This is a genomic window from Spinactinospora alkalitolerans, assembly GCF_013408795.1.
Lineage (GTDB): Bacteria > Actinomycetota > Actinomycetes > Streptosporangiales > Streptosporangiaceae > Spinactinospora > Spinactinospora alkalitolerans.
The window spans coordinates 2479820-2492568 of record NZ_JACCCC010000001.1; the positions used below are offsets into that span (position 1 = coordinate 2479820).

Here is a 12749-nt window from a genome sequence, read left to right on the forward strand (position 1 = left end):
TGAATGCGGCGCGCGGGCGCCCGGGTGCGGCGATCGCAGCGATCCGCCGATTCCTGGAATGGTTGACCGCGGGCCGGGTATGGTCGCTCGAACATTCGACCGCAGGCCTCGCGGAATAATTTCCATTCCGATTGAATTCCCGCTGGCCCTGTGGTCTCTTTGGTGTCGGCCCGGTGAATGGAATTCCTTGAATTGAGATGAGAGCAGGAGCGCTCATGGAGGCTTTCGAACTGCCCGACTTCTACCTCCCGCACCCGGCCAGGATCAACCCCCACCTGGAGCGGGCCCGCGAGCACAGCACGGAATGGGCTCGGCGGATGGGCATGCTCGACGCCCCCAAACCCGGTGGCGGCACCGTCTGGGACGAGGCGGACCTGGCCGGCATGGACTACGCGCTGATGTGCGCCTACACCCATCCGGACTGCGACGGTCCCATGCTCGACCTGATCACCGACTGGTACGTCTGGGTGTTCTTCTTCGACGACGACTTCCTCGAGCGGTTCAAGTACTCCCGCGACTTCGCGGGGGCGAGGTCCTACCTCGACCGCCTCGAGCTGTTCATGACCGAGGAGGGGCGGGAGCCGCCGGAGCCGGAGAACGCGGCCGAGTCGGGACTGGCCGACCTGTGGCGGCGCACGGTGCCGTCGATGTCGGCCGACTGGCGGCGGCGCTTCATCACCAGCACGCACAACCTCATGGTCGAATCCATGTGGGAGCTGGACAACATCGACCGCGACCGCGTCGCCAACCCGATCGAGTACATACAGATGCGGCGCAGGGTCGGTGGGGCGCCGTGGTCGGCCAACCTCGTCGAGGTCGCCGTCGGCGCCGAGATCCCCGAGGCGATCGCGGGGACGAGGCCCATGAGGGTCCTGGCCGACACCTTCTCCGATGCGGTGCACCTGCGCAACGACCTGTTCTCCTACCAGCGCGAGGTCCGGGAGGAGGGGGAGAACTCCAACGCGGTGCTGGTCTTCGAGCGGTTCTTCGGCCGCTCCACGCAGGAGGCCGCCGACCTGGTCAACGAACTGCTGACCTCCCGGCTGGTGCAGTTCGAGAACACGGCACTGGGTGAGGTGCCCGGCCTGTTGGCCGAGCACGCCGTGTCCCCGGGCGAGCAGGCCGGGGTGGCCGCCTACGTCAAGGGACTCCAGGACTGGCAGGCGGGCGGGCACGAGTGGCACGCGAGGTCCAGCCGGTACATGAACGAGGGCGCCGCCAACCGCCCGGCCGGTCCGCTCTCGGGACCGACCGGGCTGGGCACGGCGGCCGCCAGGCCGGCGTTCCTCTCGGTCGTACCGGGTCTGCAGCGCAGGTCGCGGCAGCTCTCCCAGCCGCTGTTCCGTCCCGTGGGGCACCTGCCGCTGCCGGAGCTCCCCATGCCCTACCCCATCCGGACCAGCCCGCATCTGGACACGGCGCGCGCGTACGCGATCGGCTGGGCGCGGCGCATGGGCATGTTCGACTCGGTGCCCGGCGTGGAGTACGGCGGGGTCTGGGACGAGCAGCGGTTCATCGGCCTGGACCTCCCGCACTGCGCCGCCATGATCCACGCCGACGCCGACCTGGAGGAGCTCTACCTGTCCTCGGACTGGCTGGCGTGGGGGACCTACGGCGACGACTACTTCCCTCTGGTGTTCGGCGGCAGCCGCAACCTGGCGGCGGCCAAGCTCTGCAACGAGCGGCTGCCGGCCTTCATGCCGCTGAACGGCGAGCCGATGCCCGAGCCGACGAACCCGATCGAGCGCGGTCTGGCCGACCTCTGGCGCCGCACGGCGGGTCCGATGGCGCCGCCCGCGCGGGAGCAGTTCCGTGCGGCGGTGGAGGACATGACCGCGAGCTGGCTGTGGGAGCTGGACAACCAGGCCGGGAACCGCATGCCCGACCCGGTCGACTACATGGAGATGCGCCGCAAGACCTTCGGCTCGGACATGACCATGGCTCTCGCGCGGCTCGCGCACTCCGGTGACGTGCCCCAGGAGGTCTACGACACGCGGGTCATGCGCGAGCTGGACACCGCGGCCCAGGACTACGCCTGCTTCACCAACGACCTGTTCTCCTACCAGAAGGAGATCGAGTTCGAGGGGGAGATCCACAACATGGTCCTGGTCGTCGAGAACTTCCTGGGCGTCGACCGCCTGGCGGCACGAGACGTCGTGGCCGACCTGATGACGGCGCGGATGGAGCAGTTCGAGCACATCGTCGCCAACGACCTGCCGAGGCTGTTCGAGGAGTTCGACCTCGACGAGCCGGTCCGCAGGATCCTCACCCGCCACGCCGACGACCACAAGGAGTGGATGTCGGGAATCATGGAGTGGCACCGCAAGTGCGTCCGCTACACCGAGGCCGAGCGCCGGTACCACACGGCGCCGGGCATCCCCGACGACCACGCGTGGTCGCCCACCGGCCTGGGCACGTCAGCGGCGCGGATCGCGTCGACGGCGGGAGCGATCAGCGCCTGACCCCGCCCGCCGGCGACGCGCCGGACCGCAGCACACGACCGCGGCCGTGTGGCTGACCTGCGGACTGGTGGAGTGCTGGATTATGGGCCAAGATGGGGCGCCGTGGACACAATCCGTAACTCGTCGGGTGGCCAGGTCTCGGGGACGCTGATCCAGATCGGCACACTCAACGGGTCTGTGGACCTCGGGCAGCAGGGGAGACGAGGAGTTCGCCTGCTACCCGCGGTCACCTCGGCGTTTCAGAACCGTACGGTCGAGTTCGCCGAACTCGACGGCTGGGCCGAGGAGGCCGAAGCCGGCGGGAGGCGCCTGTGGAACATCACGGGGTCGTCCGGGATCGGAAAGACCACGCTCGCCCTCACCTGGATCAACGAGAACCGGCACCGCTTCGGCCACGCCCAGATCGCCATGGAGTGCGGAGGCGGTTCCCGCGGCGGCCGGGGCCGCGGTATCGAGGAGGTGTGCGACCGCTACTTCGCGTTGACCGGATTCGTCACCGAAGGGCACGCGCTGGGGACGCCCGCCGCGAAGATCGACCTGTTCCGCTCGCTGATCGAGGAGCGTCCGGTCGTGCTCCTCCTCGACGACGTCCAATCGGCCGCCCAGGTCCGGCCGTTCCTGTCGAACCTTCCGGGGCTACTGGTCATCGTCACCAGCCGCGTCCCGCTCCCCGGGCTCGCTCAGGACCGGCCGCGCCGATTGGACCTGGCCCCGATGACGGGCGAGGCCCTGGCGGACCTGCTCGTCGAAATCCTGGACGAGGAGCGCACGGCAGCGGAGCCCCGCGCCTTCGCCGAACTCGTCGCGCTGTGCACGGGCTCGCCCCTGGTCGCCGGCCACGCTGCCGGCCTGCTGCACGACCGGCCGAACCTGCCGATCGGTGGACTCGTCGCCCGGATGGCCGAACACGGCCGCTTGACCGCCATCGAGGACGGGGACGACGACACCATGGCCCGCCCGTCATCGGTGTTCGACGTCTCCTACGCCGAACTCGGCCCGGATGGCGCCGAGGTCTACCGCGCCATCGGCCTGCATCCGACCCGGGACTTCGACTCCGGGTTGATTCCGGCGCTGTTCCCCGACTCCCCGGAGCGCGGTGAAGCGGGACTGCGCGAGCTGCTGCGCCGCGGGCTGGTCAAGGCGGACCGGCGCGGCCGCAGCCTGATGGACGACCTCACCCACGAACACGCCGCGACGCGCGCCCACCGCAGCACCGGCCCCGGCGAGCGCGCGCGGATCCGCGAGCGGATCGCGGACCACTACCTCCACGGCGCCGTCGCGGCGGACACCCACCTGTCCCAGCGCTGGCGGCTCGGTCGGCTCTACGGCGAACGGCCGCCGTTCCCGCCTCCGGACTTCGCCGCTGCTCTGCGGCGCGACCCCGCGGCCGAACGGAGCCCCGGCGATCCGCCGGCACCCATGGAGTGGATCGGGGACAACCTCGCCGCGATCATGTCCTGCATGGAGCGTTCCGGCCGGATATGGGACGGGAGCCGCCCGGCCCCCGGCTACCGGTGGCAGATGGCCGAGGCCACCAACGCCTATTTCACCGCCAACGGGCGCGGCGACGAGCGTGCGACCATTCTGGCCTGGGCCGAGCAGGACGCGCTGGCGTGCGAGGACGCCGACGCCCAGGCGCGCGTCCAGGCGCAGTGGGGCGAGATGCTGCTCGGCCAGGGCCGGCCGGACGAGGCGGAGAAACGGTTCCGGCGCTCACTGGAGGCGGCCGAGGCCGGTGCCGATCCACGGGGAGTGGGCGCCGCGCTGGAGTGGCTGGGCATCACCGAGCGCCGCCGCGGACGGCCCCGCCGGGCCCTGGAGTACCTCGACAGGTCCCGGCCGTTCCTCGATCCCGCGCGCAGGCGCAGCCACGCCCTGCACCACATGCACCGGGCCGACGCCTACGCCGTCCTCGGCGACCGCCCGGCGGCGCTGGAGTGCTACGCCGCGTCCATGGCGTGCTTCCGCGAATACGCCGAAGAGGGACGGCGCGACCACGCCAACGAGGGCAAGGTCCTGATGGGGCAGGGCCGATCGCTGGCGGCGGAACACCCGGACCAGGCGCGGGCCCTGTTCGAGGAGGCCGTGACCCGCTTCCGCGCGGCGCAGCGTCCCTACCAGGAGGGCAAGGCCGTGGAAGCCCTCGGCGATCTCGGAGGCGGCGACGAGGCCGCGGGCCGGTACTGGCAGGCGGCGCTCGACCTCTATGCCCGCATCGGCAACGCGGGCGCGGCCGATCGCGTGCGCGCCAAACTCGGCCGCACCGGCTGACCGGGCCATCGGATACAGGCGTCAGCGGGTGGTGGCGCGGAACTCGGCGCGGACCGTGCGCTCGGGGGAGACGTGGACCACCAGAGGGCTCGACGCCGCGATGTCCTCGACGGCGTGCGCTCCGGTCAGAATCCGCTCCGCCAGCACGGCGAGCACCAGCTCCGCGTCCTCGGCGTGGTCGATCGAGTCGAGGACGAGCGACGCCGATCGGCCGTCGCGCGTGCGCACGCGGGCGCCGTGCGCATCGTGGACGACGGTCAACCGGGCGCCGCAGCGGTGCTCGAAGACGTCGGCCGACCACGTCTCCTCGTCACAGGGCAGTGCGTCCAGCGGGACTCGGACGATGTCGGCCAGTCCGAACAGCCGGTGGTCGAGCTCCTCGTCGGAGACGATCAGCACCCCTTCGGGAAGGGGCGCGGTGATCGGGGCGTCGGCGGCAACGGCGGCCGGGGTCCGGTGGACGGAGAGCTCGCCGGGACCGCCGCCGTCGACCTGCCGGACGTGCGTCCACAGCGAGGAGGGCGACGCGCTGCCGAGCTCCGGGGCGGGGACGGCGAGCAGCGCGGGTTCGGTCTCCGGCGGCGGGGCGCCGATGATCCGGTAGGCCGCTTCCCGGATCAGAGGGAGCGAGCGGCCGGGTGCGGAGCTGACCCATGCGGCGCCGGTCGCGTGCGTCTGTCCGCGGAGTTCCTCGGCGAGGTGCAGTTGCGGCCGGATCGGCGCGAACGGATCGAGGGTCGGCGCGACGTCGAAGAGCCGGCCGAGGCCGGAGCAGGGGTCGATCGCGGAGCGGCCGCTCTTGTCGAGTAGGACCGGTCGGCCCACGGCGGCGGCGTACATGCCGACGGAACCGTGGTCGGAGACGACCCAGTCGGAGGCGATGACGGCGGCCCGCCAGCCTTCGTGCGGGTGGATGAGGAACAGCCCGGCGCGGAGCGCGTCGAACAGCCATGCGCGAATCTGGTATTCGCTGTGGGAGGCCCAGATATTGGGGTGCAGGATCAGGGCGATTCGGAATTCGTCGTGGGGGAGCTGCGCGAGGAGGCGCGGTATGAGTTCGGGGTCGAGCCCGAACAGCGAGTCGTCTTTCCACGTCGAGTTGACGGTGATGAGCCGCTGGCCGGGGCGCAGACGGAAGGCGCGGCGGTAGTTGAGCCGGCGGGGCAGGCTCGCGAGGAGGCGGTCGTAGCAGGGGTCGCCGGCGACGAAGGCGAGGGGGAGGGCGTCGCGGCAGCCTTCGGCGAGCCGACCGAGCTGCTCGGAGTGAGAGAGCGCGATGGCGGACGGAACGAGACGCCCGTCGTGCTTCAGGGTGTCCTCGGACAGGCCGAAGACTCCCGGCTCCCGGCTCCCGGCTCCCGGCTCCCGGCTCCCGGCTCCCGGCTCCCGGCTCCCGGCTCCCGGCTCCCGGCTCCCGGCTCCCGGCTCCCGGCTCCCGGCTCCCGGCTCCCGGCTCCCGGCTCCCGGCTCCCGGCTCCACCTTTTATTGTATCCATTGCCATGGGGAATTCGCAGAATCGGCGATTTCAATTCGTGGAGGTTGTCCCCGAGGCTCGCGGTGACGACGATATCGAATTCGAGGCTCGCCGCCTGTTCCCACGTCAGGCGCAGAAATCCCGTTTCCTTCATGTGTTCCTCGACGCCGGAGGAGAACACGGCGTCGCTCGTCTGCACGCTGAAGAGCTGGACGCGCCGGTCGTGGAAGACAGGGAGTACGTCGGTCATGCGCGTGGCGGCGGCGACGCTGTGGATGACGGCAAGGACGCGCAACGACGTCGACGCGGTTCTCCACGAGGGCTCCGCGGAGCGGATGGGGCGAGCTGCCGATGAGGGATCCGCCGTCTTGTCCGTCACAAGGCGGAAAGCATACCGGCCAACGCGACAATCCGGCAAAAGGGAACGGAACGGGCGGGTTCGTCCGAAGGCGGGGCCGAGTCCGATCCTCCTCAGCAGTTGGGCGTTGAGGGCCACCACGATGGTGGACAGGCTCATCACCACCGCGCCGGATTCCGGCGGCGGCTCCTACACCGGATCGGCCTCCGGCAGCGCCCGTGCGGCCCTGGACCTCGCCTACAGCAGGATCGGCACGCCCTACGTCTGGGGCGGAACCGGCCCCGTCCTCAGCCGAGGGAGGTGAGGAGGTCGTTGCACGCCTGTTCGCAGCGTCGGCAGGCTTCGGCGCAGACGCGGCAGTGGTCGTGCATGTCGGCGTGGCGGGCGCACTCGTCGCCGCAGCTCTTGCACGCCTGCGCACATGCCTGGAGTACTTCGCGGGTGATGTTGGCGTCGTAGCCGGTGTGGCGGGACAGCACCCGTCCGGTCGTCAGGCAGATGTCGGCGCAGTCGTCGTTGGCGCGGATGCACTTGCGCAGCTCCGCCACCCGCTCCTCGCTGAGGCAGGCGTCGGCGCAGGCCGTGCAGGCCTGTGCGCAGGTGAAGCACTCCTGGATGCAGCGGGTCAGCTTCTCCCGGTCCAGGTGGCCCAGGCTCGCCGGATAGGTCTGGAGCATGTCACCGGCAACGGTCATCGTCGGCCTCCGTCGTCGTCGATCGCGATTGGCGGCGGCCCACTGCCCGGTATCCGGCGCCCGAAACACCGCGTCAGGGAACAACGGTTGTCCGTGGTGGTTACCGGCTCCTCGCGGTCGTCGGCATTCTCAAGGCAAGGGGGCCGAGGGCGTGCACGGGCGGGAGCGGGCCGGTTCGGTCCGCCCCCGCTTGCGGGTCACGAGACCTCGGCCATCGTCCTGCCGCAGCAGCACGTCGGGTTCTGGTCACCGGTGCAGGTGGCCGGAGCGCCGCGGGTCACCGTGACCTCGCATCCGCAGCCGGGGTCGGGGCAGCGGTAGGTCTCGCCTTCACGCAATGGCATGATCGGCTCCTTCCGTTCGTTCCTGGTAGTGACGCTAGAACCCGGCCCCGGGGGCCGGGTCAAGACCGGGAGGACGAAGAAGGAGGCGGGCGGATGGCTGCGATGCTCACGACCGGCCAGATCGCCGAGGCGGCCGGGGTCTCGCGAAAGGCGCTGCGGGTGTATGAGGAGCGTGGTCTCCTCAGTCCTGAGCGCGGCCCGCAGGGCTATCGGTGCTACAGCCGGACCGAGGTGGAGGTGGCCGTGTTCATCCGCCGGGCCCGCGCGCTCGGACTGGGGTTGGACGGCATCGCCGGGATCCTGGCGGTGGGTCGCAGCGGTCAGGCGCCATGTGCGGAGGTCCGGGGCCTGCTCGATGAGCGCCTGGCCGAAATCGATGCCGCCATCGCCGATCTGCGCGCGCTGCGCACCACCCTGGAGCACGCGCGCACCACGCCACCGGCCGACCCGGTCGGCGACTCCGGTGCCATCTGCCCCATCATCGACGGTTCGTCTGGACGGTGCGGCGCAGGGGGAGGCACCGGAGGACTTCGGTGACGGCGGCCAGACCGTGGGGAGTCGTCCGGCTGGTGCGCCGACCGATGGCGAGAACGGTGAGGAGGGCGTGAGCGAGCATGGCCGGCAGCGTCCAGCGGTGCCAGGATCGCCAGTGCCGGGCCTGGTGCCGGCCCAGTCCGGTGAGGGGTCCGGCGGTCTGGAGGTTCTCCTCCGCCGACCAGCGGCGGCCGGCGGCTTCCACCAGCCATGCCGACCACGGCTGCCGGTAAGCCGACATGCCGGGCGGCAGGCGCCACCCTTACCGACGCAGGCTGCCCCCGCAGGTCAGGCGGCATCGGTTCGCGCCGCGGTGACCGCCACCGTGGTGTAGCGCATCGTGAAGCCGCCTCCCATCGTGTCGATGGCGGCGCCCATGCCTGCCAGCAGCTCCTCCAGCCTGGCCGGCGGGAACCGGCTGTGGCCGCCTTGAGTGGGTATCTGGTCCAGCCACTCGTCCCGGGTGTAGGACCGCTCCCAGTCGAATCGCCACTGCTCCGGATCGCCGAACGCGCCCACCTGCCGTATCCCGTCGGCTGCCCTGGTGCACAGCACCGAGTACCCGTCCGAGTCGGTCGTCCATCGGCGGGAGGCAAGGGAGTCGGGCATCACCCCGCGGTAGACCTCGGCGAAGGCTTCCGCCACGTCGGGCGGCGGTTGATCCACGTTCCAGAACACCGCCAGCCGGCCGCCGGGCCGCAGCGCCTGCGCGGCCTTGGCCGCTCCCGCGACCGGGTCCACCCAGTGCCAGGTCTGCCCGGCGACGACCGCGTCGAATGCTCGGCCGGCGGGGTCCCAGACCTCGAACGCCGCCACCTCGACCTCGACCCCGCTCCGCCGCGCGAAGTCGGCCATCCGCGCGTCCGGCTCGACCCCGAGCACCCGACAGCCGGCCGCTTGGAACTGCCGGGCCGCGATGCCGGTACCGCAGCCGACGTCGACGACGTCGGGCCCGGGGCCGGCGGCGACGATCGCCTCCACCATGGCGTCGGGGTAGCGGGGCCGGGCCCGGTCATAGCGTTCGGCGTCCGAGCCGAACGACTCCGCTACCTGTCGGTGTTGATGAGGCTCGTGCTCGGAAGGGCGCGCTCGCTCCGGCGGTATGGTGGGCATGCGCCCACCATAGTGGGCAAGTGCCCACTCGACAATCGGGTGGGACCGAGCAAGGGAGAGGAGTGATGCACGGTGCCGACAGGGGTGGCCATACGCGCCGTGCGCGAGCATCTGTTCGACGCCGCCGAGCGCGTCCTGCTCCGGGACGGGCCGAGCGCACTGACCAGCCGGGCGGTCACCACGGAGGCGGGCTGTGCCAAGGGCGTCCTGCACCGGCACTTCGCCGACTTCGACGCCTTCCTCGCCGAACTTGTGCTGGACCGCATCGACCGGATCGACCGCCAGGCCGCCGCCCTGCGCGACTCGGCCGGGACCGGCACCGTCGCCGACAACCTCACCGACGCGCTGACGGCCCTGTTCGGGCCGGTCGCCGTGGCGATCGTCGGCCTCGTCACCTTCCGGGACGACCTGCGTGCCCGGCTGCGCCAGACCACGCCGACCGGCCTGCCGGTCCTGACGGAGGCCACGGCCATGATCGCCTCCTACCTCACCGCCGAGCGCGAACTGGGCCGCATCGCGGCCGATGCCGACGTCGACGCGCTCGCTCCCACGCTGATCGGGGCCGGGCACCTGCTGTTCGCCGACCGGAAAGGCGCCCCGCCGGAGGCCGGTGCCGTCCGCAAGGTCGTGACCACGGTCATCCCGGCTTGGACGGCGTAGACCGCGGCGGCGATCACGCCGTCGACGCCCTCGGCCACCACCGAGCCGCGGGCTCCGGCGACGTAGACGGATTGCGGGTGCCCGGTCACACCTCCGTCGGAGATGTCCGCGTCGCCGACCCCATCGTGCTCGCCCGCACTCGACCACTATTCCAGGTCGATCTCGCTCCGCGGGTCAGAGCCACCCCGGCCGGTGGAGTGCCCGGTCGTGCCGTGCCCGGGCCCGTAGGCGTCATCCGCCGTCGGACGGGTCCGGCCGGAGGCCGCCCCGATCCGTCGGCACAGCTGTCGGGTGTGTATCCGCCGAGGTCGCGGGTAGCGGCGCGATGCGCCGCCGGTACGGAGCGGATCGCGCCGGCGGACGTGAAGTGCGGCCCGCCGTCTCACAATCAGCGCCACAAGGTGACCGATGTTCTTCCAGCAGTTCTACCTCGCGAGCCTGGGCCATGCCTCCTATCTCGTCGGTGATGAGAAGACCGGGCGGGCACTGGTGTTCGACCCCCGCCGCGACGTGGAGGTCTATCTGCACGCCGCCCGGCGGCAGGGCCTGCGCATCGCCTACGCCGCCGATTCCCACGGCCACAACGACTACCTGTCCGGGCTGAGCGAGCTGGCCGCCCGCCAGGACGGTCTGGACCTGTGGGGATCGGCTCGGGCGCAGCTGGGCTATGAGCACCGCGGGCTGCGCGACGGGGAGACCATCGAGTTCGGTGACGTCGGCATCGAGGTGATGCACACGCCCGGACACACCCCCGAGCACATCAGCCTGCTGGTCTATGACCGTTCCGCCGGCTCCGACGTTCCGGCACTGCTGCTCTCCGGCGGGGCGCTGCTGGTGGGAGACCTGGCCCGGCCGGACCTGCTCGGCGGAGAGGAGCACGCCCGCCGGGCGGCCCGGGAGTTCTGCGACACGGTCCAGACCAAGCTGCTGCCTCTGCCCGACGGCGTGCAGGTCTTCCCCACTCACGTGGCCGGATCACTGTGCGGGGGCAGCATCGGCTCCCGCCTGTCGACCACGCTGGGCTACGAGCGGAAAACGAACGCGATCCTGGCACGGATGGACTCCGAGGACGAGTTCGTGCGCGAATGCATCCGGCTGGACAACCTGCCCGCGGTCCCGCCGTACTGGCGGCGCATGCGCGAACGGAACCTCGCCGGCGTGGACCCTCTCGGCGTGCTGGGCGAGCCTCCCGCCCTGCCCGTGGACGCCTTCGCCGAGGAGCAGCAGGCAGGGGCGCTCGTCCTGGACGCGCGGACACCGGAGGCCTTCGGCGGCGAACACATTCCCGGCGCGCTCAACGTCGGCCTCGGCCCCGCCTTCGCGACCTGGGCCGGAACCGTGCTGCCCGCCGATGCGCACGTCCTGCTCGTCGTGGACGGCTCCGAGCAGGTGTGGGAGGCCACCTGGCAACTGCTGCGCATCGGCTACGCACCCCCGATCGGCTGGCTGGCCGGCGGTATGGCCGCCTGGCGCACGTCCGCCCGACCGATCGAGAGCCTGCAGCAGATCAGCGTCCACCGCCTCCGCGACGCCCTGGACAACGGCGAAGTGGACCTGCTCGATGTACGCCAGCCCGGCGAATGGGCCGGCGGGCACGTTCCCGGCGCCGTCTACATCACCGGCGCCGAGCTCCCCGACCGCATCGGCGAGGTCCCCGCGGACCGGCCGCTCGCCGTGACCTGCGGCAGCGGCTACCGATCCTCGGTGGCCGCCAGCCTGCTCGCCCGCGACCGAAAGGAGAAGGTGCTCAACGTGGCCGGCGGCATGACCGCATGGAAGAACGCCGGCCTGCCCACCGAGGACTAGCCGACCACAGGACGACCGCACGGAAAGGCCGGAGAGCATGGACTACGCCCGCAGCATCACCCTGGACCTGCCCTACGACCAGGCCGTCCCGCGGGTCAAGGAGGCCTTCAAGGCCCAGGGCTTCGGCACACTGACCGAAATCGACGTGACGGTCACGCTGAAGGAGAAACTCGGCGAGGACATGGAGCCCTACATCATCCTCGGCATGTGCAGCCCGAACCTCGCTCACCAGGCGCTGGAGGCCGAACGCGAGATCGGTCTGCTGCTGCCCTGCAACGTCGTCGTCCGCGCCCACCAGGACGGCGCGCTCGTGCAGGCACTCGACCCCCACGTCATGGTCAGCGTTCCCGAACGCCAAGAACTGCAGCCGGTGGCCCAGCAGGCCGCCCGTCAGATCCAGGCCGCCCTGGACTCCCTGACCCCGTGACCGCCACGGGCCGAGCCGTCGTGCTTCAGCCCCTTTCCTCGGTTCCCTGACTCGGGGGATCAGTGGTCGGCCTCGCGGGTCGTCCGGCGACGCCGAACGGCGATCCAGGCGCTCAGCGCGAGGGCGGGTGCGGCGTTGAGGATCGGGCCGATGGGGGAGGACGCCTGGGAGGGGGTGCGCAGCAGGTCGGCGTGGAACTGCTGGTTGACGCCCAGCAGCACGAACAGCACGCCGCCGACGACCGCGACCGCGGGCCATGACCGCACGTCGACGTTGAGCCGGCGCCCGGCCACCAGGCCGCCCAACGCCGCCGCCGCCAACCAGCGGTGCCGGTCCCGAGCCTCGATCCGCAACTCCACCGGTGACTTCCAGGTGGCCATGCTTCCTTCCTCCCCGTCCTCAGAGTGAACGCCGCCTTCGCCGCTTCCTCGGATCCTGTGGGCGGGCGGGCGCGTCATCACACTTCGCCACGGTGGGGGCGCCGCACATTCCGCGGAGGAACCGGATCACACGGTTCCGTATACGCTCTCGGAGTCTGACCGGGGCTTTCCGCTGTGTGGCTGAAGGGGGGCGGCGGTTCGCCTCGCCGGTGAAACGGGGCGAC

Annotated in this window: 11 protein-coding genes and 1 pseudogene; 7 read left to right on the top strand and 5 right to left on the bottom strand. The window is 71.3% G+C overall.

What is annotated here, in order from left to right; translation table 11 throughout:
• Positions 1-215: 215 nt before the first annotated feature.
• Both HDA32_RS10900 and HDA32_RS31720 read left to right on the top strand, forming a co-directional pair.
• On the top strand, positions 216-2462 hold the full coding sequence (locus HDA32_RS10900; protein WP_179643082.1) for a terpene synthase family protein: 2247 nt from the start codon (positions 216-218) through the stop codon (positions 2460-2462).
• Positions 2463-2564: 102 nt separating this feature from the next.
• Positions 2565-4733, top strand: a complete 2169-nt coding sequence (locus HDA32_RS31720; RefSeq protein ID WP_179643083.1) for a tetratricopeptide repeat protein — start codon at positions 2565-2567, stop codon at positions 4731-4733.
• Between the two features lie 21 nt (positions 4734-4754).
• On the opposite strand, the gene HDA32_RS10910 is transcribed toward HDA32_RS31720, so the two are convergent.
• A complete protein-coding gene (locus HDA32_RS10910) occupies positions 4755-6503 on the bottom strand; it encodes a hypothetical protein (RefSeq protein WP_179643084.1) in 1749 nt (582 codons plus the stop codon).
• Positions 6504-6741: 238 nt separating this feature from the next.
• On the opposite strand from HDA32_RS10910, the pseudogene HDA32_RS10915 reads away from it, so the two are divergent.
• Positions 6742-6849 (top strand): annotated as a pseudogene (locus HDA32_RS10915) (NlpC/P60 family protein); the annotation flags it as partial.
• A gap of 4 nt (positions 6850-6853) precedes the next feature.
• Here the strand turns inward: HDA32_RS10915 and HDA32_RS10920 are convergent.
• Together HDA32_RS10920 and HDA32_RS10925 are read right to left on the bottom strand one after the other, a co-directional pair.
• Positions 6854-7261 carry a four-helix bundle copper-binding protein gene (locus HDA32_RS10920; protein WP_179643085.1) on the bottom strand — a complete coding sequence of 136 codons (408 nt, stop codon included), beginning with the start codon at positions 7259-7261 and terminating at the stop codon, positions 6854-6856.
• Positions 7262-7458: 197 nt separating this feature from the next.
• Entirely contained in the window at positions 7459-7605 is a 147-nt protein-coding gene (locus tag HDA32_RS10925; RefSeq protein ID WP_179643086.1) for a hypothetical protein, read from the bottom strand.
• Between the two features lie 93 nt (positions 7606-7698).
• Between HDA32_RS10925 and HDA32_RS10930 the strand changes: the two genes are divergently transcribed.
• Positions 7699-8142 carry a MerR family DNA-binding protein gene (locus HDA32_RS10930; protein ID WP_179643087.1) on the top strand — a complete coding sequence of 148 codons (444 nt, stop codon included), beginning with the start codon at positions 7699-7701 and terminating at the stop codon, positions 8140-8142.
• 285 nt (positions 8143-8427) lie between these two features.
• On the opposite strand, the gene HDA32_RS10935 is transcribed toward HDA32_RS10930, so the two are convergent.
• A complete protein-coding gene (locus HDA32_RS10935; RefSeq protein WP_179643088.1) occupies positions 8428-9252 on the bottom strand; it encodes a class I SAM-dependent methyltransferase in 825 nt (274 codons plus the stop codon).
• 72 nt (positions 9253-9324) lie between these two features.
• Here HDA32_RS10935 and HDA32_RS10940 point away from each other — a divergent pair, with 72 nt between their 5' ends.
• The 3 genes from HDA32_RS10940 (at position 9325) to HDA32_RS10950 (ending at position 12145) form a co-directional block, all read left to right on the top strand.
• On the top strand, positions 9325-9912 hold the full coding sequence (locus tag HDA32_RS10940; protein WP_179643089.1) for a TetR/AcrR family transcriptional regulator: 588 nt from the start codon (positions 9325-9327) through the stop codon (positions 9910-9912).
• A gap of 408 nt (positions 9913-10320) precedes the next feature.
• A complete protein-coding gene (locus HDA32_RS10945; RefSeq protein WP_179643090.1) occupies positions 10321-11718 on the top strand; it encodes an MBL fold metallo-hydrolase in 1398 nt (465 codons plus the stop codon).
• Positions 11719-11755: 37 nt separating this feature from the next.
• Positions 11756-12145 (top strand): DUF302 domain-containing protein, encoded by a 390-nt coding sequence (locus tag HDA32_RS10950; protein WP_179643091.1) that lies wholly within the window; start codon positions 11756-11758, stop codon positions 12143-12145.
• 59 nt (positions 12146-12204) lie between these two features.
• Here the strand turns inward: HDA32_RS10950 and HDA32_RS10955 are convergent, their stop codons facing one another.
• A complete protein-coding gene (locus tag HDA32_RS10955) occupies positions 12205-12525 on the bottom strand; it encodes a hypothetical protein (protein WP_179643092.1) in 321 nt (106 codons plus the stop codon).
• Between the last annotated feature and the right edge of the window lie 224 nt (positions 12526-12749).